General features: G+C 69.1%; 14 protein-coding genes and 1 pseudogene. 5 read left to right on the top strand and 10 right to left on the bottom strand.

All coding sequences use genetic code 11. The features are described from left to right. Positions 1-924 precede the first annotated feature (924 nt). Both P2L57_RS31530 and P2L57_RS31525 read left to right on the top strand, forming a co-directional pair. Positions 925-1,887, top strand: a complete 963-nt coding sequence (locus P2L57_RS31530; RefSeq protein ID WP_275820350.1) for an NsdA family TPR-like regulatory protein — start codon at positions 925-927, stop codon at positions 1,885-1,887. 58 nt (positions 1,888-1,945) lie between these two features. Beyond that, complete coding sequence (locus tag P2L57_RS31525; RefSeq protein ID WP_308292530.1) at positions 1,946-2,182, top strand: DUF6087 family protein; 237 nt, start codon at positions 1,946-1,948, stop codon at positions 2,180-2,182. 38 nt (positions 2,183-2,220) lie between these two features. Here the strand turns inward: P2L57_RS31525 and P2L57_RS31520 are convergent, their stop codons facing one another. From P2L57_RS31520 to P2L57_RS31495, 6 genes are all read right to left on the bottom strand, one after another. Next, a complete protein-coding gene (locus P2L57_RS31520) occupies positions 2,221-2,631 on the bottom strand; it encodes an initiation control protein YabA (protein WP_275820346.1) in 411 nt (136 codons plus the stop codon). After that, the gene (locus P2L57_RS31515) at positions 2,628-3,224 is read right to left on the bottom strand and encodes a hypothetical protein (protein WP_275820343.1); all 597 of its coding nucleotides are present in this window, start codon (positions 3,222-3,224) and stop codon (positions 2,628-2,630) included. The genes P2L57_RS31520 and P2L57_RS31515 overlap by 4 nt, the downstream gene beginning before the upstream one ends. A gap of 486 nt (positions 3,225-3,710) precedes the next feature. Continuing rightward, positions 3,711-4,316, bottom strand: a complete 606-nt coding sequence (locus P2L57_RS31510; protein WP_275820341.1) for a hypothetical protein — start codon at positions 4,314-4,316, stop codon at positions 3,711-3,713. Positions 4,317-4,597: 281 nt separating this feature from the next. Next, positions 4,598-6,460, bottom strand: coding sequence for a ricin-type beta-trefoil lectin domain protein (locus P2L57_RS31505; RefSeq protein ID WP_275820339.1), 1,863 nt, complete (start codon positions 6,458-6,460; stop codon positions 4,598-4,600). 451 nt (positions 6,461-6,911) lie between these two features. Then, on the bottom strand, positions 6,912-8,153 hold the full coding sequence (locus P2L57_RS31500) for a hypothetical protein (protein WP_275820337.1): 1,242 nt from the start codon (positions 8,151-8,153) through the stop codon (positions 6,912-6,914). A 204-nt stretch (positions 8,154-8,357) separates the two neighbouring features. Further along, positions 8,358-8,576 carry a ferredoxin gene (locus P2L57_RS31495; protein ID WP_275820335.1) on the bottom strand — a complete coding sequence of 73 codons (219 nt, stop codon included), beginning with the start codon at positions 8,574-8,576 and terminating at the stop codon, positions 8,358-8,360. A gap of 595 nt (positions 8,577-9,171) precedes the next feature. On the opposite strand from P2L57_RS31495, the gene P2L57_RS31490 reads away from it, so the two are divergent. After that, on the top strand, positions 9,172-10,332 hold the full coding sequence (locus P2L57_RS31490) for a sensor histidine kinase (RefSeq protein WP_275820333.1): 1,161 nt from the start codon (positions 9,172-9,174) through the stop codon (positions 10,330-10,332). Then, complete coding sequence (locus tag P2L57_RS31485; RefSeq protein ID WP_275820331.1) at positions 10,329-11,003, top strand: response regulator; 675 nt, start codon at positions 10,329-10,331, stop codon at positions 11,001-11,003. Before P2L57_RS31490 ends, P2L57_RS31485 begins: the two co-directional genes overlap by 4 nt. Before the next feature lie 228 nt (positions 11,004-11,231). On the opposite strand, the gene P2L57_RS31480 is transcribed toward P2L57_RS31485, so the two are convergent. Beyond that, positions 11,232-11,429 (bottom strand): hypothetical protein, encoded by a 198-nt coding sequence (locus tag P2L57_RS31480; protein WP_275820329.1) that lies wholly within the window; start codon positions 11,427-11,429, stop codon positions 11,232-11,234. Positions 11,430-11,849: 420 nt separating this feature from the next. Between P2L57_RS31480 and P2L57_RS31475 the strand changes: the two are divergent. Continuing rightward, a pseudogene (locus P2L57_RS31475) lies at positions 11,850-12,335 on the top strand (integrase core domain-containing protein); the annotation flags it as partial. Between the two features lie 259 nt (positions 12,336-12,594). Here the strand turns inward: P2L57_RS31475 and P2L57_RS31470 are convergent. From P2L57_RS31470 to P2L57_RS31460, 3 genes are read right to left on the bottom strand one after another with little or no spacing between them, the layout of a single operon-like run. Next, positions 12,595-13,578: a quinone oxidoreductase family protein gene (locus P2L57_RS31470; RefSeq protein ID WP_275820327.1), complete on the bottom strand. Its 984-nt coding sequence runs from the start codon at positions 13,576-13,578 to the stop codon at positions 12,595-12,597. A gap of 23 nt (positions 13,579-13,601) precedes the next feature. Next, positions 13,602-18,131: a non-ribosomal peptide synthetase gene (locus tag P2L57_RS31465; RefSeq protein ID WP_275820325.1), complete on the bottom strand. Its 4,530-nt coding sequence runs from the start codon at positions 18,129-18,131 to the stop codon at positions 13,602-13,604. Further along, on the bottom strand, positions 18,128-23,698 hold the full coding sequence (locus P2L57_RS31460; protein ID WP_275820323.1) for a type I polyketide synthase: 5,571 nt from the start codon (positions 23,696-23,698) through the stop codon (positions 18,128-18,130). Before P2L57_RS31460 ends, P2L57_RS31465 begins: the two co-directional genes overlap by 4 nt. Positions 23,699-23,798: the final 100 nt, after the last annotated feature.

Below are 23,798 nucleotides of genomic sequence, written 5' to 3'. Positions count from 1 at the left end.
GCGATCCGTAGTCTGCTTGCCACCGATCTGGATGTACCCCGTGGAATGTGGACACAGTCCGATTCGTAATGATTGGCGTCGACCCGCCGGTGGCAAACGGCGCGATCCATCCTGCGCCGCGCCGCTCAGGCGGGCCCGGCAGGTCCACCAGCAGCTCGGCTGCGTCCTGCTGTACGGCGCGGCTCGTACGCCGCGACCTCGGTGCCTTCTACACCCGGTGCGGCTGGACCGTCCACGCTCCCGGCGAGCCTTTCGCGCTCGACCGCATTGCCCTGCCCTTCAGGCTCGGCACCGGCGAGGATCAGTGCATGTCGCCCCGCTGGAGCCCCGCCACTGACCAACCACAACAACGTGGAGGGCTCCGGCAGGCAGCACACGCCGGGGCCCTCCACGTCACGACCAAGTGGTTAGCGCTGATGGTTGTTCCGTTGTCCCAAGGTCGTAGAAGGGCCGGCCCTTCGTCCGGCAAAGCAGGTCAACCCGACCACGGGGATCACTCACCCGCGGGTGATGCCCATCGTCCGCGCCGCGTCGTGGATGGCCAGCCAGTGGTAGGGCGTCATGCCCGACTGCTTGATCGCAGCAGTGATGTCGTCGTGCCGGAACTCGTCCCGCGAGCAGGCCAGGAGGCTGGTTCCGTACCGGACGGGTACGGAACCGGTGCCGTGGATGGGATGAGACTTGGCCGCGGTTTGGCTGCCAGCGTGTGCCAGGACGCTCCGGGCTTGGTTGTACGCGGCACGTCGCCCCGATGTTCGCCGAAGGCGACCGGGAGCTCAGCGAGCGTTGACACCGGGTCATCTCGGCGACACCTGAGCTGAAAGAGCGGGAACTCGCGAAAACCGCGCAAGTGACCGACGCGATCACCACCGCATCTGACCAGTACCGTAGGTGCCGCGAACCGTGGGGAAATCGCCGCGCTCCGTGACCAAGGTCGGGGAGGATGAGGACCAGGTGACCAGCGGAACCGGCAACCCGCACCTGTCACTGTGGATCGCGGCGACCGGTCTGTCCCACGGGGAGATCGCGCGCCGGGTGGCTACCAAAGCCAAAGCGCAAGGTCACCGGCAGGTTGCCCCGGATGCCACCCGGGTACGTCGTTGGATGGACGGTGAGCGGCCCCGCCCGCCGGTGCCTGCCCTGCTTGCGGAGGTGGTCTACGAGGCGGTCGGCGAACCGCTTACCCCTGGTGATCTCGGCTTGGCGGCTACCGGTCCCGCGCTGGATACGATCCAGTTGCCGCTGCTGACCGAGGCAGCCACCGAGGCCCTGGCCGGATGGACGCAGATGGACCTGTTCATGAACCGCCGCGACACCCTGAAGCTGGCCGTGGGCGCCCCGCTGATCCTGGCCGCCGAGCGGATGCTCCGGAGCAGGGCGCTGGTCGCCTCCCAGACCGGCCGGGTGCACGCGGCCCTCGGTAACGAGTGCCAGGCCGAGGGCCACCTCGCCCAGGCGGACGAGCTGCTGGCCGACGGGCTCGGGGACCAGGTGCCCAAGTGGGTGGCATACTTCGACGCCGCCGAGCACGCCGGCGCCCGCGCGGTCTCCGCCCGCGACCTGACTGGGCTCGGCCGCCCTGGCGGTCGAGCGAGCACCCACTTCCAGGACACACTCAGGCTGCGCAAGCACGGGTTCGAGCGGGTGCGCGTCATGGACCGCGTTGGGCTGGCCGCCGCCCTGTTCGACGAGGGCGAGCCTGAGCAGGCCGCCAACGCGGCCGACAAGGCGCTCGACGACGCCTCCCGAGTCGACTCCACTTTGGTGGCGTCCCGGCTGAACACGCTGCTGGACGCCGCCCGGCCGTACCGAACCGCCGCAGTGGACGAGGTCCGCACCCTGGCGAAGGATCTCGCCGCCGCCCGGCCGACCACGGTTACGGCCTGAGATCGTCGAGACCATGGGCAAGCACAGCCGACCCGGACCGCCGAACCAGCCATCGCGCGTGGCCTCACACGTCGACCCGGCCGACCCACTCGCACCCTACGAGAAGCGGCGCCGCCCGCCCCTGGACATCTACCGGCGCCACCGGCCGCTGCACGGCGGCGCCAGCCACCTCCGCCCTGACGATCCCAGGGCGCTGGAGGAGTGGGACGGCTTCACCTACGCCCCCGCCGGGACGGCGTCCGATCTCGCAGCGGCGGCAGCATGGGTAGTCCAAGCCGAGGCGGAACCGCAGTAGTAACCCGCAGACTGGGACACGAAGGCTGCGGGAAAGCGTCACCGGCCCGGTGCGGGCCGCATCGGGGTCACGTTGGCCTCGTTGTCGCTGAGCACGTCGCGCAACTCCTGGTTCTCCAGCGTGAGCCTGGTGTTCTCCGCGAGAAAGCCCTCGACATCCGCCTTGAGTTGAGCGATCTCGTCGTTCTTGTTCGCGATGGTCTTCTTGAGCTCGACGATCTTCTTGCGGAGCCGTGCCTCGACGTCCGGGGTGCCGCCGCGGGCCTTTACGCCCTCGTAGAACTCGTTCTTGAGATCGACATGACGCTGGGTCAATCCCTTCCTGGGGACGTCGGCCTCCACGGCCAAGGCGACGATGGTCAGGGCTCCGTTGGAGCGTTCCGGGACTCCGGTGAGGATGCGGTCCATCGCGGCACGGATGCGGTCGCGTTCGGCGGGTGCGGGGCTCACGCGGTGGTCTCCTGACGGGTGAATCGGGTGCGGTCGTGCTCGTCTGCCCAGCCGCGGAGCCTGGCGGCATTGTGGCGAAGCCTGTCCCCGATGGGGCCGGGGAGCCGCGCGGCCTTGTGCTCCAGGTGGGTCGCGCGCTCGCGCAGCAGGGCGGCGTGCTGGTTGGTGCGGACGATGTTGCCGCAGCCGGCGACGCACCGGTCCAGACTCGGGGCATCGCGGTGGCCGTCCCGCTCGCACAGGGCTCGGTCGCGCTTGTAGCAGTGCGTGGGGGTTGTCGTAGAGGACGCCGCCGTCACGGGCCAGGTGCCGACGCGCGAGCCCGTGCTTGCGGGCGAAGTCGAGCTTAACCGGCGCCCCGCGAAACAGCGGGCCGGTCGAGGCTTCCAGCAGAGCTCGGCGGCAGCCGGACCGGAGATGCCCTCCCCGTTCTGGAAGCGATCGTGCAGGTCCGCTGCCGCGTCCGCGGTGGCCAGGGCGGTCTCGACGTCGATCAGACCATGGATGCCCTGACGGCTGCGGCTCCCGTAGCGGCCGGACTCATCGTGGTCCAAGGCGGTGCGCAGATGCCCGTACTGGATCGCCAGGGCCACCAGGCCGCCGGGGCGGCGGGCGATGTGCCAAGCGAGCGACGGAAACGCGCGAGCCCGAAACCACCGTAAGGGTCGGGCGGGATCACCTCACCGGGGAGCCCCTGAGCCGCGGCCTCGGCGTTCGCCCAGGCCACGAACTCCTCGATCCGCTCACGGATGGCCAACTGCCCCAGTGCCCCGGTGCGAAGATGCGCGTACGGGGGATTATGAATGGCCGAGTCGAACAGCGACTTCCCCTCGGGGACGATGCGTTCCAGCACACGGATAGCTTTGATCACAGGGGCGATAGCGACCCATGGGACCGGCCGCTCAGTCGGCCGATGGTTGCGCTGTCCGGGTCAGTGGCGGTCTTGAAGTGGTGACTGCGAATCAGAAGGTGTGGCTCGCCGACGTCCTTAGCTTTGTCACCGTCACCGTCACCGTCATCGTCCTCGTCCTCGTCGTCTTCATCCTGTTCGTCGGTGACGTCCTCGGGGTGGATGCGGATCAGATGGCGGCCCGGACCGCCGTCCGGGCCGGGCTGCGGATCCGGGCAACAGCCCGACCGCGTTCCAAGTACGCGGCGTTCTTCTCGATCCGCAGCAGCGCAGACCGGAAGGTCCGCCGGGCCGTCAGTCGGATCTGGTCAAGTTCCGTGGCCGCATACGACTTCCGCTGCCTGGGCAGCATGGGCACCCGACGGGCCAACTCCTCAGCCGCTGGGCCGGTGTGAACGCGTGGATCCTTGCGCAGCAAGGCAGTCACGTTCCGGAACATGGCCCGACCACCTGGGCTGTCCTTCAGCCGCAGCGACCAGGCTTTCAACAAGGCGGCGTTGAGCTCGTCCAGGTCGTGCGGAGGCCGCTCCTGCTGCGAGGCGAACTCGGCGAACCCCTTCAACTCCCGGAACTGGCGGGGGGAGGTCTCGTGGGAGCTCCAGCCCTTGACCGCGGCGGCCAACGCGGCGGCCAGGGACCGCTGCATCGGCTCGGCGACCGGCAGAGTCGAGAAGTCGAAGTCCTTCAACTGGCCGTCGCGTCTTCCGACACTCGGTGTCCCGTCTCGGACGGTCTGGTCCGAGGCCGGGCCCAGGACCTGCGACGACCAGATCAACTGAGACGCATGGCTGCGGGAAATCCCAGGTGATCTGGTCCCTGGCGTATGGATGCCGACTGTTGTCTCGGATGATCTGGTCTGGTGCCGCCGTACCTGCTCGCGGCGCAACTGCTCTCGGCCGATATGACAAGCCCTGGCCCCGTACCGAAGTTGCGCTGACACGCTTTCTCGTCCTGCACGGCTACGGCATGGGCGGTGTGTGGTGGTGGCAACCCGCGTCCACGGGGGCCGGGCTGCCTGGGTCGGCCGTGTGGCGGTCCAGGCAGCCCGGTGGGGTTTCAGGGGTTTACCACGCTCCAGCGTTCGGCGGGGATGTCCTCGCATTTGTAGAGGCTGACGTTGCCGTGGTCGGCGTCGGGGGCCTGCAGGCACAGGTGGTTGGCCTCGTTGCGGTACCGGATAGTCCCGTCCGCGTAGCTCTCGGCCAGCCAGCGCTGGCCGGCCCCGGCGACACCGCGGGCATCGTCACACTCCTGGAGCACGGCACCCGTTGACGTGGTGGCGTGCTCGTCGCGGCTGCTCAGGCACCAGGCGTCGCCGTCCAGGCTCTGGATTCGGACCAGGTTGTCGTCCTTGCTGATCCGCTGGATGTTCCAGCCGAACTCCTGCTTCTCGTAGAGCAGCCAGTAGATCCACCACCACTTCGGCGGTGTGGGCTGGGTGTAGACCGAGGTCCCGGTGACCTTGCCGGCCCGGCGCAGTCGGCCTCCGAGATACGCGGATTCGAGTCGCACGTTCGAGCCGGTGATCTGCCAGCCCGTGGGGAGGGACGAAGGGCTGTCCCACCACCGCTGGCTGCCGTAGTCGGTGCACGGTGCCGCGGTCACCGAACTGCTGACCGGGGTCAGGCAGAGCCCGGGGAAGGCCACGTTCTGCCAGCGTTGCGGTCCGCCGTTGTCCTGGTCGTATGCCTGGTCGTCCTCCAGGTGGCTGAGTGTCCACTGTGCTCGTGGGTCGTCGAACTTGTCGGGGACTATCGGGGAGGTCACGTCCCGGCGGGCGTTCGCGGCGACCGCGATGCAGTCCCCGGTGCCGACGTTCTGCAGGTAGTGGGTGAGCGCGTTGGTGGTGTACATCTGGAAGGTCTGGTTGCTGTCGTAGCGGGCGTCCGCGACCGTGATCACACGGTCCGGACTCTCCGTCAGCAGATGGCCGGTCGGGGTGGCCAGCACCGTGCGGAAGGCATGGGCCGGACGTGCCGCCCTGGCCGGCGGCGGCGTCTGGGCGAACTCCACGGGCACGTGGTCGGATCCGCCACCCTGGGGAACGGTCGCGGTGAACCCTGCAGGCAGGCCGCGCGTGACCGCGTAGTCCAGCTCGCTGGGGGTGTTGCCGTTGATGAACGTCGGCTGACCGTTGCGCACCAGGGTCTCGTCGGCGCGCAGATGCAGCGAGTTGCGGGCCTGGTCGTTGGTGCGGTTGAGGATGTCGACGTTGAAGTCACCGACCAGGACCCAGTTCCGGCGGTCGGTAGCCGCGAAGTCGCGGACCTCGTCGAGCAGTCCTTGCACGTCCTCGCCGCGGGCGTGGGTGTTCCAGTACCAGGTGTTGCCGAACCGCAGGCCGAGCAGGGGGCGCGCCCGGTAACGGTTGTTCGGGGCGTTGGGGTCCGGGTTGTAGGCCGGGTTCTCCAGCACACGGACGTCATTGGCCAGGGTGTCGGTGACCGTTGCCAGGTTCATCTGGCCGCCGTCCCACGTGTCCTGGCCGGTGTGGGCGACCCTGCGGGGGTCGGTCTGCAGGTAGTACACGTAGCGGCTGCTGCCGTTGGGGCCGGCCGGCCAGGTCACTCGCGTGACGGAACTGGGCTGGGGGGCGCGGCTCGGCGTGAGCCGGATCTGGTAGTAGTTGCTGCGGTGGTCGTCCACCGGCATGGGCGGCCCGGCACCGACCTCCTGCAGCGCCACCACGTGGTTAGTTGCGGCCAGCGGCGCGATCTCCGACCGCCAGGCTAAGCCGTTGTCAGAGCCATGCATGTTATATGTGGCGAACGGCGAAGTGCCGTCGTCGTTCACGGCCTGCGCCGCCGTGGCGGTCAGCGTCACGCTCGTGGCCAGTGCCGCCAGCACGCTCAGGACGGCGACCACGGCGGCCATCCACCGCCGTCGCCCCTCCCGCATCGTCAGATGGTCGTGTCTCATCAATGATCCGTCCTCTCACGTCGACCCCCGCGCCAAGCGGCCCGGGGGACTGCTAATGCCACGGACTTTCCGTGGCGCCACCCAGCTGCCGCACCAGCAGCCCGCCGCACCGCCCACGCCCCGCGCGACCGCCGTGGTGCGGCGGCACATCGCCGCACCACGGTGGTGAGCACGTCGATCAGCGGCATGAGCGGTCCTTCCAGGCGATGTCCGCGGTGGCTGATGGGCTGGCCCGGCGGCCAGGCGGTCACAGGGCACCAAGCGGGGTAACGACCCCGCTCAGCGACGGTTCACGGATTTTCCCGCCACTACCGGCACGCCCCGACTCGTCGGCCATTGCCGGTCGCGCAGCACGTCCGCGTCCGGTACGTGCAGCCGTTCTTCCCCTCGCCTCATGGGCCCGGGCGACGGCGAGGAGCAGTCTTTGGGCGCTGTGGCCACGGCGCCACCGTCACTGGAGTGCCCGGAATTCTTCGGTCCATGGCAGCGTCCGGCCGGGCAGGCCATGTGCTCCGGACTGCACCGTGTAGGGACAGAACAGGCTGTCCAGCAGCCACGGTGTCGAGTCCGGCCCGAAGTGGGAGACCATGGCGGCGTCCTGGGTCACGCCGTAGGTGGCGACTGCGAGTCGTCCGGTGGCGCGGAACTTCTCGACCTGGTCTCGCAGGAAATCGCGGTTGTTCGCGAACCATGGCGACATCGACAGAAAGTCGTTCCACTTCTGCTGGCTGAACGGGTGCTGGATGGCGTCCTTGATGACCTGCCACACCAAGGTCCCGGACGGCAGACCGTATCGAGCGGTGAACTCACGGGAGACCGGGTCACGCGGGTGCTTGCGCCAGAACAGCACGAGCGAGAACTCGGTGGCCAGGAACGTCTGGTCGGATCGCAGCCGCGGAAGGATGTAGTCGAGGTACGCCTGGCCGGCGGCCACGTCGGGCAGATGCGGATGGATGTCCACACCGTCTAGGGCCGGGGTGCCCCGCACATAGGCCATCCAGCGGTCGGTGGCGGCCGTGCGCCAGGCGGGTAGGTCCAGGTGGTTGAGCGCGCCCATGTAGAGCGTGGTCTTGCGGTTCGGGCTTCCGTTCTGTTCGCGGTAGGCGATGACGTGTCGCGCCATCGTCTCGTAGAACACGTTGAGTTGGTTGGTGTCACGGTCATTGGCGAGGCATTCGATGAACGGTTCGTTGCCGACGACAAGGATGTCCACCTTGCCCATCACGACGGGCAGCGCATCGGCCAGCCGCCTCAGCGCGGTCGCCATGGCGGGGCTTCCCGGAGTGGGTACGGGTTCGGTGAAGTAGGGGAATTTCAGCGACAGCACGGTGCGGTAGCCGCGTGCGCCGGCCGCCAGCAGTGTCCGGATCACGGGTTGGCCGGCCACTGCCCCGTGATCGGCGTCGGGCATGGCGAAGAACCCACGGAGCCAGGTCGCAGACAGCGCCTGGAGTTCGGCGAAGTTCGCCCAGTCAGGATCGCCGTTGAAGTTCGTGCCGAGCGCGCCACGTGGCGGCGGCGCGCTGACGCGGCTCGTATTCCGGCCTGGTCCGGGCGTGGTGGCGTAGCTGGCCGTGACGGCCGAACCTGCCGCGCTCAGCGCCGCAATCCCGAGCGAGCCGGACAGTTGCAGAACGCGTCGTCGCGAGAATCGGCCGGTAGCCGCGGACCTCGGCTTGGTGCGGTCTTCCACAGAACTCCCTTTCCGTACGGGGGCGGACGCCCGTCTTGGACGCGGTGGCCCGTCATGGGCGATGTGCTGTCGACGAAGCGCGGGCGAGGCACTCAGCCCGTATGACGTGGCCGCGGTCGGCCGGTGATGCCGTCGTGGGCGAATCGGAGCTCCTCGGGTCCGCGCAGCAGCATGTTCGGCAAATCCGTCCGCTCGACCCGACCATCACCGCACCTCCCCGGCGCCGGCCTCGGCCCCCCGGCCGAGCGTGATCGCCTGCACCGGACAGGCCAGCGCGGCCCGTTCCACGGCCCGGTCGGACTCCGCATCCGGTACGTGGTCGTACTCCAGCGACTCGACGCCCCGGAACCGGAACACCGCCGGTGCCGCGAACACGCACTGCCCGTATCCCTGACAGCGGTTCTGGTCGACAAGGACTCGCATGCCCAACTTCCCTTCCCTGTCCTGTGGTTGGCACGCTAGGGCCGCACCCGTCGCCCTGTCGTGATCTCGCCGCCGTATCTTGGGTGGAGAACCGGGTGGAGAACCGACTCCACCCACGGCTCCGCATCGGCTTGGAGAGACCCCGCTCCGGCGGCGCACCCGTCCCTGCGGAAACGGAGCTCGTCACGGTGTGGGCGCGGCCGGCGCCCTGGATCGCGTTCTGCGTCGTGTCCCTGATCGGCCGGCGGTGGGGCGCGGCCGCCGCGCGGCCGATCAGCGAGTCCCGGTGGAGATCGGGATCGCGCCGGGCATGCCGAGGCGCGGCACGCCGGAGTCCCCCCGGGTGGAGACGATTCTCCAGCCGGAGATACAGCGCTCGCCGCACGACACCGATGGCCGCCAGCCGTGGTTTTGGTGATGTGGACGGAGGGTCAGGATGGCGCCCCGCACCGGATGTTCCCGGTTCTGGACAACATGCAGCGCAGTCCGACCGACTGTGGCGAAAATCCGTACGGCGACCACCATGCGTCGGGGTGGAACACTGGGCACGGCCAGCTTCGCGACTACCGTCGATGACGATCGGAACCCCGGCACCATGACCACGGCGGAACAACGACCGGCGGTTCGACCCGAACGTATCCGGGACGAGCCGCGCCGGCCGTTCCTCGTACTCGCCACGATTGCCTGCACGATCGTTCAGTGGCCCTACAGCCGCATCCTGTTTCGGCCGGTGGCGTTGGCGCTGTTCGTGCTCGCCTCGATCGCCGCGGTCGGAGCGCTGTTACCGTGGAAGCGGCTGAGCCCTCGCCGGCAACTCGCCGCGATGACCGCCTACATGCTGCTGGGCTCGCTGCTGATGCCGCTCGCGCACTCGACGACGGCCACGGCCCTGTTCCCGTACGTCGCTGCGGCCGCAGCGGGCGGGAAACTCGCCTCCCGCAGGGCCGCCACCGGGGTCGCCGTCACCGGCGCGCTCGTCGCGGCCGGGGCGACCTGGCTGGTTCAGCTGCTCTCCCCCGACCCTGCGCAGTGGCCGTGGTGGCTCGCGCTCACCGTCGGCCTGCCCGTCTACATCGGAATCTCCCATCGGGACCAACTCAACGCCCTGCACAGCTCCCAGCGCGCCGCCGAGGAGGCCCAGCGCGCCAAGGAATCCGAGGCGCGCGAGGCGGCGCTGATCGAACGCGGCCGCATCGCCCGCGAGATCCACGACGTGCTCGGCCACGCGCTGTCCGGGATCGCGCTGCAACTGGACATGGCCGACGCGCTGCGCGACAGCGGCCGCGAGGAGGAGTCGACCGCGGCCGTCCGCAGGGCCCGCGCGCTCGCCGTGGACAGCATCAGCGAGACCCGGCGCGCCGTGCACGCACTGCGTGAGGACACCCTGTCGCTGCCGGACACCCTGCGCCGACTCGCCGAGCGCAACGCGGTCGACTTCGCGATCACTGAAGAGGTCGCCGAGGTCGGCGCTGAGGCGACGCACACGATGGTCCGGGCCGCGCAGGAGGCGCTGACCAACGCGGCCAAATACGCGCCGGGCGCGGCGCGCACCATGCGTCTTGCCTTCACCGACCACCGCGTCATCCTGACCGTGCACAACGGGCCCGCCACCGAGCCCCGCCGCACCGAACTCGCCAGCGGCACCGGGGTCGGGCTCGCCGGCATGCGCGAACGCGCCGCCTTGCTGGGCGGAACCCTGCAAGCCGAGCCGACCCTGGAGGGCGGCTGGACCGTGGAACTGGAGCTGCCCAGATGACCGAGGACCGCACGATCACTCTGGTCGTCGTCGACGACCAGGCAACCGTCCGCGAGGCGCTGGCGGTCATGCTGGGTCTCGCCGAGGACGTGGCCGTCGTCGCCACCGCGACCAACGGCGCGGAAGCCGTGGAGGCCGCCGGGCTGCACCACCCGGATGTGCTGCTGATGGACCTGAACATGCCCGTCATGGACGGGGTCGAAGCGACCGGACGGATCCACCGGGCCGAACAGGACACCGCCATCCTCGTGCTGACCACCTTCGACGACGACGAGTCGATCCTGGCCGCGCTCCACGCGGGCGCGAGCGGCTACCTGACCAAGGAGGCCGACCGCGCAACGATCCTGCACGCCGTGCGCACCGCCGCGCAGGGCCAGGCCGTGCTCGCCCCCGAGGTGCAGCGCCGCCTGCTCACCCTGGCCTCCCGGGCCACGCCGGCCGCGCCGCCCAACGACCTGGGCGTCGCCCTGACCGCGCGGGAACGAGAGATCCTCGGGCTGATCGGCGAGGGCCTGCGCAACCGGGAGATCGCGGCGAAGCTCGTGATCAGCGAGGCCACCGTGAAGACGCATATCAACAACCTGTTCGCCAAAGCGGATCTGCACTCCCGCGCCGACGCGGTCCGCTACGCCCTGCGCAACCAGCGCTCCGGGCCGGAGTATCAGAGATAGCGGCGGCCGAACGGGCTGCGGTCAGTTCGCCGCCGCCGCAGACCGCCCTGCGCCGCTCGGGCGGGCACGACCAAGCGGCCGCGGGCAGTCCGAGTGGCAGGGCGAGACCGACCCTGAGCGCCTCACCCGCGGCGTTCACCCGCTCTGCAGGAGGCCGGTATCACCGCCCGCGAGAAGTTCACCTGTCGCCGCGGCTGCGTGTGCCGCTCGAAAAGTCGTCACTTCATGTCACGCCGCATATCGGTACTCGTTGATGAGTTCACCGAGGATCCGGGTGCGCAGGACTTTGCGGGTGTCGATGTCATGCACCGTGGCGCGCTGTTCGTGAGCGCCGGGTGGTAGCTGGTCTCGGGCCCACTGCGGTCGGTGCTCGTTGTGGTGTCGCTGGTAGGCCGTAAGGACCTGGCGGGCGTGGGCCTCGTTCATGATGAGGACGTGGTCGAAGGCATCGCGTCGCGTGCTGCCGTCAGATGGCCGCGGACCAGACCGGAGACCAGGTCCAAGGTGGCGCTCAACAGTGGCAGGCGGCACTGGTAGACAAGCCCTTCAGTGCCCTCGGCGGGCGGTTGTTCATTCGCACGGACACCCCAACTCCCATCGATGGCCTGACCGTTACGCCGGGATTCCGCCGAGATCGGTCATGCGGGAGATTGTGACAGGGTAGTGAAGTGGCCGGCGGGGGTGCGGTGCAGCCAACCCCGGTCCGCCAGGCGCCTGAGCTTGTCGCGCACCGGCTCCACTTGCCCCGGCTGGGGGCCTGTGCCGCTCGAAAATACGACTCGGCTCCTGACCTGGGGTTGCTCAATCCGATGCCGCGGCCTGCACGGTGTCTGGGACGATCCTTCGATGCCCCTATCCATCGTCGCCGCGCTGGTCCGCAACTTGATCACGCTGCCCGGCGCCGTACTGCGCAGCCGGGTAGCCGAGGATGCGGAAGTGCTGGCGTTGCGGCACGGGAATGCGGTGCTGCGCCGTCAGATCGCCCGGGTCCGCTACGAGCCCGCTGACCGGATCTGGTTCGCGGTCCTGTCCCGGCTGGTCCCGCGTGAGCGTTGGCGTCAGGTCTTCGCGGTCACCCCGACCACGCTGCTGGCCTGGCACCGGCAACTCCTTGCTCGCAAGTGGACGTTCCCCCGGCACCGCCGACCGGGCAGGCCCTCCACCGCGCCCACGGTCAAGCAACTCACCTTGCGCCTGGCCCGGGAGAACTACACCTTGGGCCACCGCCGGACACAAGGCGAACTCGCCCGCCTCGGCTACCCCATCGCCCCGTCCACCGTCTGGGAAATCCTGCACGCCGCCGGCATCCACCCGGCCCCGCGGCGCTCCGGGGCTGACCGACTTTCGCGACTCTCCCCACGCGCGCACATGACTGTCTGACCTACGCGGACGTACTTTTCGGCACCCACAATGCGGCTACGACCTTTCGAGCGGCACAGGTTGGGGAATTACTTGACCACAGCCCCTGGGGAATTACGTACGTGATCGTCCGCACACACCACGCGGAGAGCGCCGCCCAGCGGCTGGCGGGCGGCGCGTCCGCCGCGGAATGGCAGGGTCGCGGGATGGCGCGGACCAGGTCATGAGTGTGTCATACCGCCAGTACCACCTTTCCCATGGTGTGCCGGGCGCCGACCGCGCGATGGGCCTCCGCCGCTTCAGATAGGGCGAAGGCGTGCCGGACCACTGCGCGGAGTCGGCCGTACTCGGCGAAGCGCAGCAGTTCAGGAACGATGTGCGCAGTCGGGGAACCGGTCGCGCCGCCTCGCGGTATTCGGCCGGCCAGCCAGTAGCCGATGACTGACTGGTTCTTGCGTATCAGCTGTGCGCCCGCGAACGAGGCGAGCCGACTGCTGGAGACCCCGTAGACGACCAGCCGCCCGAACGGGGCCAGGCAGTCGAGGCTCTGCTCGCCGGTGGTTCCGCCGACGGCGTCGAGGACGATGTCGACGCCCCGGCCGCCGGTCACGGCCAGCGCCTCCTCGGTCCATTCCGGTGTCGTGTAGTCGACTGCGCTGTCGGCGCCGAGTTCCAGGGCGAGCTTGCGCTTGTCCGCCGAGCCGGCCGTCGCGATGACGGTGGATGCGCCGAAGACGCGGGCGAGTTGCAGGGCGAGGGTGCCGACGCCCCCGGCTGCGGAGTGTACGAGCACAGACTGGCCAGGTTCGATCCGGGCGCAGTCCCGGAGCAGTTGCCAGGCTGTGACCCCCTGGACCAGATAGGCGGTCGCTTCGGCGAGGTCGACGCCGACAGGCAGCTCGGCGGCCAGGTCCGGAGTGGTCACGGCGTACTCCGCATACCCGCCCTGGACGAAGGCGATGACCCGTCGCCCGACGATCTGGCCGTCGACTCCGGGACCTGCGGCGGCGACCACCCCGGCGACCTCGGTGCCCAGGGTCACCGGAAGCCCCGGGGCGGTGTCCTGGTTGAGGTACACACCTTGACGTGCCATCACATCGGAGAAGTTGACGCCGGCGGCTCCGACACGGACCAAGAGCTGTCCTGGGCCGGGCACCGGGGTGTCGAGCTCGTCCAGCCGCAGGACTTCCGGGCCACCGGTCTCGTGGATGCGCATCGCTTTCATCGCTGGTCTCCGAATCAGTTCGGCCGTACGGCTCGCTGCGGAGCCGTCGAGCGCAAGGGGTGCGGGGCAGGCAGGTAGCCGGTCTCGACGAAGTAGCCGACATAGGTGCGCAGGAGCCGGTCGTCGATCAGCGGACAGCCGATGCCTGATCCGGCCAGGCCGCGGTCCGCATTGCTGCGGTCGAAGCCACCGGACACGAAGTCGCCCTGGGGCAGGGTGCCGGACAGGAACGGCGCCAGCACCGCAGCGGTCTCGTCGGACAGCTCGCCGGCACGCCTGCACCATTCGGTGAAAGCGACTCGTTCACCTCCGTAGCCGTACTCCTCCAGCCATGCGACGAGTTGGCGCTGCGGCACGGGTTGCGGCTGGACGAGGTGGAAGACCGTGCCCCGCAGCTCGGGTTGGCGGGAGAGATGGAGCATGGCGTCGACCACGAAGTCCACGGGAACGACATCCAGTCGCACGTCGAGAAGCGGGGCGGCTCCGAGCTCGATCCCGACCTTCACCAACTGCCACACGAAATCGCCGGTCCTGGAGGCGCCGGTGCTGCTGTGGCCGCCCACCCGCCCGGCCCGGTAGATGTACACCGGGAGCCCACGACGGCCGGCTTCGCGCACCAACTGCTCGCCGACCCACTTGGTCTGGGTGTAGCCGAGTGTGGTCCGCAGGTCGTGGACCGGTTCCATCTCCTCGGTGAAACAGGTACCCGCCGGATAGTTGGGCCGGGAGAACACGGAGGTGGTGGAGACGAAGTGCACCGGTTTGGTCGATCCGTCGCAGGCCAGCCTCAGGACCTCGGCGGTTCCGAGCACATTCGCGGGCCTCAGGGACCAGTACGACCGCAGAAAGTCCACCTCGGCGCCGCAGTGGTAGACGACGTCGACCATCGCTGCCAGATGCTGCCACTGGGGAGGATTGAGGCCCAGGCGCGGGCTGCTGAGCGTGCCGGTCACCGGGATGATCCGGTCGCCGAACGCCGGATCCCAGATGCCGTACCCGGTCAGGGTGCTGCGGATCCGCTCGTAGCCCTGGTCGGCCGATGCGGCCCGCACCAGGCAGAAGATCCGCGCGTCAGTGCGCTGCAGCAGCCGGGCGAGCAGGAAGGCGCCGATGAATCCGGTGGCGCCGGTGAGGAACACATGTTGGGGGTGGCGCACCGAGTGCACATGGGCGCCGGGCACTGGTCTGATGTCGTCGGCCAGGCGTGCTTCAGCGGCCAGGTCCGGCGGGACGGCTTCGGCGGCGGTCGCTTGACGGGTGGCCAGGGCGGACAGCCCGGCCACGGTGGCCTGGCTCTCGAACAGTGCCTGCAGTGGAAGATCGACCCCGAATGCCTCGCGGATCCGAAAGACGAGCTTGGTCGCCAGCAGGGAGTTGCCGCCGAGTTCGAAGAAGTCGTCGAGCACCCCGAGCTGCGGCCGGTCGAGCACCTCCCGCCAGATGACTGCCATCCGCTCCTCCGTCTCGTCGCGGGGGGCGAGGCAGCCGGTCGGCGTGCCGGGTTCGGCCGACGCGTTCCGGTCCTGGCCGTCCTGCTCTTGGCTGTTCCGGGACAGGGCATTTCGGTCGATCTTGCCGTTCGCGTTGAGCGGGAGCTCGGCAAGCCGGACGATCCGGCCCGGCACCAGCTGGGGCACGAGGCGCTCCCGCAGGAAGTCGGTGAGCTGCGCCGCAGTGACCGCCTCGGCTGTCGGCTGTACGTACGCGACGATGGACGGGGTGCCGCCGGCCTCCCCCTCGACCACGGCGACCGCCCTGGTGACCTGCGGGTGCGAACCGAGCACGGCCTCGATCTCGCCCAGCTCGATCCGGACTCCCCGGATCTTCACCTGGTGGTCCCGGCGACCGGCGTACACGAGTTCGCCGTCCGGTCGCATCCGTACGAGGTCGCCGGTCCGGTACAGCCGCTGTCCGGGCAGGAACGGCTCTGTGACGAAGCCGGCGGAGTTCAGTTCGGGCCTGCGCTGGTAGCCGAGGGACACACCGTCCCCGCCAAGGCAGAGTTCGCCGAGAACGTTGTACGGCAGCGGATTCCCGCCGTGGTCGAGCACATACGCCGTGGTGTTGGCGACTGGCCGGCCGATCGGTATGGAACCCTCGGCCACATCCTCGGGCCCGACCCGGTGCACGGTCGAGTAGACGGTCGTCTCGGTCGGTCCGTAGAGGTTCCACACCTCATCGCAACTGCGCAGCAGTGTTTCGGCCAAGGCAGGTTGCAGCGCCTCGCCGCCGCTCCAGGCCCGCAGGCCGGGCCGGCCCCGCCACCCGCTCTCCACCATCAGGTACCAGGTGGAAGGGGTCGCTGCCATGACCGTCACGCGGTGCTCGTCGAGGAGCGCTGCCAGTCGGCGCCCGTCCACGACGTCCTCGGACAGGGCCACCACGACTCGGGCGCCGGACACCAGCGGGAGGAGCATCTCCGCTACCGACATGTCGAAGGACGGGCTCGTCACCGCGAGCAGGGTGTCCGCAGCCGTCAGACCCGGGCGCTCCCGGATGGCGGTCAGGACGTTGACGACATTGCGGTGGGAGACCCGCACGCCCTTGGGCAGCCCGGTGGATCCGGAGGTGTAGATCGTGTAGGCACACCGTTCGGACCGCTCCGGTGCGTCACTGCCGACCGGGTCCTGGAAGGGTCCTTCAGGGAGCGGCCCGTCCAGCAGAATGACCGGCGCAACCGTCGGGGGCAGTGCGTCCAGCAGGCTGCCGTGGGTCACGACCGCGGCGATGTCGGCATCGTCGTAGACGAAGGCTGTCCGCTCCGGCGGGTAGTCCGGGTCGAGCGGTATGTAGGCGTAGCCGGCCCGCAGCACACCGATGATGGCGGTGATCGTTTCAGCCGAGCGCGGCAGACAGATCGCGACATGTGCTCCGGGCAGCGCAGGGGCGCGGTCCGCAAGTGCCGCCGCGATGGAGCCGGAAAGGGCGTCGAGCTCGCCGTAGGTGATCAGACGGGAGCCCTCGACCAGGGCGACCCGGTCGGGGTGGCTTCGCGCCGAGGCGAGTACGAGCTCGTGCACACACTGCGTCCGGTCGTAGGCCCGCCCCGTCGTACGCAGCGCCTGCTCGATGAGGTGGGCGCTGCCCTGGGGCGAGAGCAGCGGCAGTTCGTGGACCGGGCGCTCGGCCTCGTCCGCGCCTGCTCGCAGCACTGCCAGGAAGCTGTCGGCGAACCGGACGACACTCGCTTCGTCGTAGACGTCGGAGTAGTAGTCGATATGCGCGGTGATCCCGTCCGGAGTGGCCATCATGTCGAACAGCAGGTCGAACTGGCAGCCTCCGTTGGGCAGGCCCCGCAGCTGCGAGTCCGGGACGCCCGGCGTCCGGGACTGGTCCACCTGGAAATTGAACACCGCCTGGAACAGCGGGCTGCGACTCGGGTCCCGCACGCACTGGACGGCCTGAAGGACCCGTTCGAGGGGAACCGCCTGGTGCTCGAAACCGGCCAGCACGGTCCGGTTCACCTGGGCGAGCAGTTCGGCGAAGGTCAGCGGACCGCCAAGGTCCAGCCGGAGGGCGAGCGTGTTCAGGAACGGGCCGATGAGCCGTTCCGCTCCAGGCATTTCACGATTTGCCACCGGCACCCCGATGACCAGGTCGTCCTGTGCGCTGTAGCGGCCCAGCACCGTCGCGAACGCGGTGAGCATGGTCACGAAAGGGGTGACCGAGCGCTCCAGGCTCAGTTTCCGGACCTGTTGGACGAGTTCAGCAGGTATCCGCACCGGCAGTCGGCGACCGCGGTTGGTCGCCCTGGCCGGGCGACGGCGGTCGGCCGGCAGCGCCAGGTGGGATGGCGCACCTCGAAGGTGACGGGCCCAGTAGTCGACCGACTCCGCGAACTCCCCGTCCTGCTCCTTGGCGCGCTCAGCGACCGCGACGTTCGCGAACTGGAGTTTCAGCGGGGGTAGTTCGATCCGCATGCCGGCCAGCCGAGGACGGTAGAGCTCGCCGAGCTCGCGGAAGAAGACGGCAATGGAGAAGCCGTCGGAAACGATGTGGTGCATGGTGAACTGGACGAAGCACTCGTCGGAGCCGCCCGGTGCGACAGTGACTCGCAACAGCGGCCCGACCGACAGGTCGAAAGGGACGCGGGCGTCCTCCAGGAACAGCTGTTCCCGCTCCTGCGGCCCGAGGTCCGCCAGCACCCGAACGGGCACCTGCACATGCTGTGCGACCACGCCGACCGGCGCTCCTTCGCGCAGCACGAACCGGGTGCGCAGCACCTCATGGCGTTCGACCACCTGGTCGACGCACTCCGCGAACACGTCCGGCTCGACGGGGAACGGGATGCGCGTCACACCGGACATATTGTGGAAAGGCGTGCCCGGGGTGAACTGCTCCAGGAACCAGATGCGTTCCTGGGCGTAGGAGAGCGGAACCGTGTCCCCGGTCCGCTTCGCGGCCACGATGCCAGCGGATGCCCTGTCCGAAGAGGCCTTGTTCGAAGAAGCATTGTCCGAAGGGGCGTTGTCCTTCAACCGCTTGAGCAGGGCCTCACGCTGTTCCGGCGAGAGCCGTGCGATCCGGGCCGCGAAGTCTGTCATGACAGCTCTGATCCCTTCATGGCGATGTGCTCGATGTCAGCGAGCAGCGCCTCGGCGCTCTCCGCGTCCAGCCCGCTCAACAACTCGGCCAGGTCGTCCGGCGACTCCGGGGCGGCAGCGGTTTCCTCGATCGGCCTTTCCTGGTGGACAACCTCGGCGATGTCCTCGACCGTGGCGCCGTCGAGCAGGAACACAACCTTGGGTGTGACACCAAATGCCTGCTCGAACCGGATCCGCAGCTCGACAGCGAGCATCGAGTCGAGTCCGAGGCGGTTGAGCGCCTCCTGGCGCGGAAGCCGATCCGGCGGCGTCCGCAGCACGCTGCCGATGATCTCCGTGCAGGCGTCAGCAATGATCGCCCGGTGCTCTCCGGCGGGCGCGGCGGCCAGCCGGTCGGCGACCGACTCCCTGCTCGCGCCTTCGGCAGCGTCATGCTGGTCTTGGCCCAGATGCCTGATCAACCGGGGCACGATCTGATAGTTGGAGATCACCGTCGGCCAGTGGGCCGAGACCGCGACCTGCTGGGTTTCGCCGGAGCCGAGCAGTTCGTCGAAGAGCGCGGTCCCCGATGCCTCAGTCAGCAGGTCGATGCCGCGCCGCTGGTAGAACGACTGAAGGCCCAAGTGCGCAATCATCCCGGCGTCCCAGGCCCCCCAGTTGATAGAAAGGGCCGGCAGGCCGCGGCTGCGGCGGTAGTGGGCGAACCCGTCGAGGAACGCGTTGCCAGCGGCGTAGTTGGCCTGACCTGCCGTCGCCACGACGGATCCGACCGAGGAGAACACCACAAAGAAGTCCAGCGGCTCGTCGGCGAGCCCCTCGTGCAGCGCCCAGGCGCCCAGGGTCTTGGGCCGCAGTACGCTGTCGAACTGCTCCCGGGTCATCCTTGACAGGATCTGATCGTTCACTGCACCGGCGGAGTGAACGACGCCGTGGATCGGCGGCAGGGCGGACCTGCGGCGCCCCTCGACGAAGTCCCGAAGCGCCGCTGGATCGGTCACATCGAGGCTCGCGGTCTCCACGACGGCGCCGAGCTTCTCCACTTGGACGACCGCGTCCACCTGTTCGCGCTGCGGGTGGTCCGGGGCCAGGGCCGCCCAGGTGGACCGGGGCGGCAGCGGTGTGCGCCCGAGCAGCACGATCCGCCGGGCCCCGCGCGCGGCCAGGTGTCGGGCGAATACCAGGCCGAGCGCCCCCAGGCCGCCGGTGATCAGGTAGCCGGCGTCCGGCCGGTAGGTGAAGGGCACCGACCCGGACGCCCGTCGGGACGGGTGCAGTCGGGCCACCCGGCGTTCGCCCTTCCGCCAGGCGATCTGGTCCTCGTCGGGGTCGGCCTCCAGCAGTTCGGCCAGCAGCGAGGGGACATCGTCGAGCGGCCGGTCCGGATCAAGGTCCATGATCCGAGCGCGCAGCGGCAAGGACTCCTGGTGCAGGACCCGTGTCATGCCCCACAACGGGGACTGCAGCAGCCCGGCCGCCCAGACCCGGCCGTCCACCGGCTGGGCCCCGACGGTGACGACATCCAGCGGCCAGGACACGCCCTGGGCCTCAAGCGCCTGCACCAGGTTGAGCAGCAGCTGCGGGCCCTGGCTGACCGCCGTCGCCAGCCGGTCAGCGGTGAGCTCTGCGTCCCTGGCACCGGCCGACCACGCATGGACGATGCCGAGCACCGGCAGGTCGGCTTGGCCCGCGACCTGCCGGATCACCTCGTCCAGGTCGGCGCGCTGGTCAGGCCGGATCCGGAACTCGTCCTGGCCTGCGGCGAATTCATCGCCGGGCCGGACCAGGACTGCGCGGTGGCCCAGGGCTGCCAGGCGGTCGGCGAGCGCATCGGAGATTCCCGCGGCGTCGGCGAACACCAGCCATCGGCCAGCCCCGGAGGTGGCAACGGTTCCGGGCACATCGTCCTGCACCTCCCAGACCACCTCGTGCAACCAGGTGGAGCCCAGCTGCGGCCGACTCTGGCGCCCGGGGCCGAGCAGCCGGACCCGGAACCCTTGGATCGTTGCGGCCACTCGACCATCCTCATCCAGGAGCACGGCGTCACCGGCGAGTTCACCGCCGGAGACCGAGCCGGAAGCTGAGGATGTGTCAGCAGTGGCGTGCACCCACAGCGCTCCGTCGATGCGACCGTTGACGACGATCCGGTCCACGCCGACCGGCATCATCATCACTGGTTCCTCGGTCGACACCCCGATCAGGGGCAGGAGCATCTGAAAGCAGCCGTCCAGCACGATCGGATCCACCACATGGTCCACGCCGGCGTTCCGGGCGACCGCGTCGCGCGAGAGCAGTCCCAGAGCCTCGCCTTCGCCGAGCCACAGGCGCTCGACGGATTGAAAACCCGGACCGTAGTCAAAACCCTGCCGCTCGAACACCGAGTAGCACGTCTGCGCGTCCCACTCGTCGGTGCACCGGGCGCGAACCGCCGCCAGGTCAACGGTCGGCACGGAGACGGCGGGTGGCGAAAGGCGGGCCGTGGCGTGCCTGACCCAGCTCTTGGATCCCGCCGCACGCCCATGGATCTCCACTCGGCCTGTGGTGCGGTCCACGGTCGTGTCGAGCTGGTAGACCGGCCCCGCGCTGAGGACGGTGGGCGCCTCGAACCGGATCTGCTCGACCACGCAGGGGCTGGCGCCGAACGCGGCTCGTCCGCCCGCCAGCGCCATCTCGATGTACCCGGCTCCCGGGAACAGATTGCCGCCCATCACCGTGTGGTCGGCGAGATAGCCCGGGCGGCTGCCGTCGAGGTATCGCCGCCATGACGGAGTCGGCGTGTCGCGCCGGGCTCCGAGCAGCGGATGGTCGAGTTCCCCGAGCCGGTCCAGTCGAGTGGCCTCGGACTCCTTCCAGTAGCGCTCCCGCTGCCATGGATACGTCGGGAGCCGCAACGAGGCGTCGGCGTGGCCCGGATGGAACACCGTCCAGTCCGGTGCATAGCCCAGGACATAGAGCTCCGCGCAGGCATGCGCCATGACGGATCCGTCCTGGGCGTTGCGCCGCAGGGAGGCGACGGTGGAACCGCTGCGGCCCCGGGCGCTGAGGCAGTCGGCGAGCGAGCGGCCGAGCACGGGTTGCGGGCCGATCTCGACGAACACGCCGATGCCGTCGTCGATCATCGCCATGGCCGCGTCCGCGAACCGGACCGGCGCGCGGACATTGCGCCACCAGTACTCCGCGTTATGGCCGCCATGGGTGTTGCGGACGTCATGGTCGACGCCGCCGAACCGCCCTCCGCCCACGGACGAGTAGAGCGGGACAGTCGGCGCCGAGGGCGTCAGACCGGCCAGGCATCGGCGCAGTTCGTCCTCCAGCGGGTCCATCATCGGGCTGTGGAAGGGCACATCGCCGTCGACAAGCCGGCAGAAAACCCCCTCGGCCTCCAGCGCGGCCAGCAGTTCCTTGAGATCAGCGGTCGGGCCGACCAGCGCCACCGACTCCGGGCTGTTGACCGCGGCGACAACCAGGCGTCCCCTGCGCACAGCAGGCAGTTCAAGGGCGCGCTCCAGGGAGATCGCCGCTGCGGCCAGCCGCCCCTGACCAACGGTCAACTGCTGTAGACGGGCCCGCTCGTAAATCACCTGCACGGCGTCTTCGAAGGTGAGGCAGCCGGCCGCGTAGGCAGCGGCGATCTCACCGGCGCTGTGCCCGATCACCGCGTCCGGACGGATGCCGAGGGACGCCCACAGTTCGGTCAGTGCGACCTGGAGCGCGAAGTTCGCCGGCTGGGCCACCGAGGTCTGGGACATCCGGGAGTGCGCCTCGTCGGCCATGAGTTCATCGACCAGTGACCAGCCGGTGTACGGACGCAAGCCTGCGTCGCAGCGCTCGATCGCCTCGGCGAAGACCCGGTTGCCGGTCAGCAGTTGTCGGCCCATCCCCCACCACTGCGGCCCCATACCGGTGTAGACGAACGCCAGCGGGGGAGGAACCGCAGGCCCCTCCGCCAGGTGAACGGCGGGGTGCGGAACACCCTGGCGCAGGCTGTCCAGCCCGTCGCACAACTCCTGGACAGAGTTGGTGACAACGGCGAGCCGGGCTTGGCGGTGGTGTGTACGGCGATGTGCGGCCACTGCGCCGAGCGCGGTGTGATCTATGGACTCCATGGCCTCGGCATAGTGCCCGGCGAGGGCAGCCAAGGCTGCTGTGCTCCGCGCGGCCAGCGGGAACACCGACTCCAGCGGCTCGCTCCGCCTGGTGTCGGCCAGGGCGGGGAACGCGTTCCCGACAGGGGCGGACTCCAGGACGACATGGGCGTTGGTGCCGCCGAAACCGAAGGAGTTGGTGGCAGCCCGTACAACTCCGTCGCGCTCCCGGAGCGGCTCTCCGGCAACCGGGATCCGCAGCCGCAGGCTTTCCAGGTCGATGTTCGGGTTGACCGTGGACAGATGCAACTGCGGAGGAACCATACGGTGGTGGACGCAAAGTGCCGTTTTGATGAGTCCGGTGACGCCGGCCGCGGCCTCGAGGTGGCCGATGTTCGCCTTCACTGAGGCGAGCAGACACACCTCATCCGCACGGCGGTTCGCGCCGCGACCGTAGACCTCGCCGATCGCGCCGACCTCGACCGGGTCCCCGACCGGCGTGCTGGTCCCATGTGCCTCGACATAGACCACGGATGAGGCGTCCACACCGGCTCTGGCGAGTGCCTCGCGCATCGCCTGCTGCTGGCTCTCACTTCTGGGGACAGTGATCCCGTTGGTACGCCCGTCCTGGCTGACCGCCGTGCCGCGGATCACGGCATAGACACGGTCGCCATCACTCAGGGCCTCGCTCAGGCGTTTGAGGACGACGACCCCCGCGCCTTCGCCCCGCACATAGCCATCGGCGGTGGCGTCAAAGGGATGCGACTGACTGGTCGGGGACAGGAAGCCGCCCTGGGAGGCCGCGACAGTGAAGTTGGGGGTGAGCATCAGATTCACCCCGCCTGCCAGTGCCGCCGTGCTCTCACCGGACCACAGCGACTGGCAGGCCAAGTGGACCGCCACCAGCGAGGAGGAGCATGCAGTGTCCAGCGCCACACTCGGGCCGAGCAGGTCAAAGGCATGGGAGATGCGATTGGCCAGCATCGTCATGACCACTCCGGTGGCGGTGTGCGCGGAGACATTGCTGCGGTCGCCGCCGGAGAACTGCAATTGCCCGTAGTCGAGCGTGAATCCGCCTATAAAGACACCGGTCGAGGTGCCCGAGAGCCGCTCCAAGGGTGTTCCCGAATCCTCCACCGCCTCCCAGGCGACTTCAAGGAGAAGACGCTGCTGCGGATCTATATGCTCGGCCTCGCGCGGCGATATCTCGAAAAACCCCGCATCGAACTCATCGACAGGGCATTGCAGAAATCCACCACGCCGCACCCGGCTGGTGCCGGGGCCAAGATTCCGGTCATAGAACTTGTCCGCCAGCCAGCGATCACGGGGGATATCGACGATGGCATCATCGCCCGCCGTGAGCAGGTCCCAGAATGCCTCAGGCCCTTCAACACCGCCAGGTAGCCGACATCCGATCCCGACGATGGCAATCGGCTCCTGCTCCTTGGCAGCACTTTCGGACGGCGGCACAGCGCGCGTTGACATATATGGGGCCCCCTTCAAAAATTGGCGAGTGCATGCCGCAGTCGCCCATCAGCCCGACGCTTCGAGGGCGTTGTCAACTTGGCTGGGGCTCTTCGGCAGG

This window comes from Streptantibioticus ferralitis, from assembly GCF_029223525.1.
In the GTDB taxonomy this organism is placed as follows: Bacteria; Actinomycetota; Actinomycetes; order Streptomycetales; family Streptomycetaceae; genus Streptantibioticus_A; species Streptantibioticus_A ferralitis.
The sequence above is the reverse complement of the archived record's forward strand: the minus strand, read 5'-3'. Positions and strand labels throughout refer to the sequence as shown.

Coding starts and splice junctions, on each gene's coding strand:
- P2L57_RS31495 (WP_275820335.1), bottom strand. CDS start 8,576: ATGCGAGTCCTTGTCGACCAGAACCGCTGTCAGGGATACGGGCAGTGC.
- P2L57_RS31485 (WP_275820331.1), top strand. CDS start 10,329: ATGACCGAGGACCGCACGATCACTCTGGTCGTCGTCGACGACCAGGCA.
- P2L57_RS31505 (WP_275820339.1), bottom strand. CDS start 6,460: ATGAGACACGACCATCTGACGATGCGGGAGGGGCGACGGCGGTGGATG.
- P2L57_RS31470 (WP_275820327.1), bottom strand. CDS start 13,578: ATGCGCATCCACGAGACCGGTGGCCCGGAAGTCCTGCGGCTGGACGAG.
- P2L57_RS31490 (WP_275820333.1), top strand. CDS start 9,172: ATGACCACGGCGGAACAACGACCGGCGGTTCGACCCGAACGTATCCGG.
- P2L57_RS31465 (WP_275820325.1), bottom strand. CDS start 18,131: ATGACAGACTTCGCGGCCCGGATCGCACGGCTCTCGCCGGAACAGCGT.
- P2L57_RS31460 (WP_275820323.1), bottom strand. CDS start 23,698: ATGTCAACGCGCGCTGTGCCGCCGTCCGAAAGTGCTGCCAAGGAGCAG.
- P2L57_RS31480 (WP_275820329.1), bottom strand. CDS start 11,429: ATGAACGAGGCCCACGCCCGCCAGGTCCTTACGGCCTACCAGCGACAC.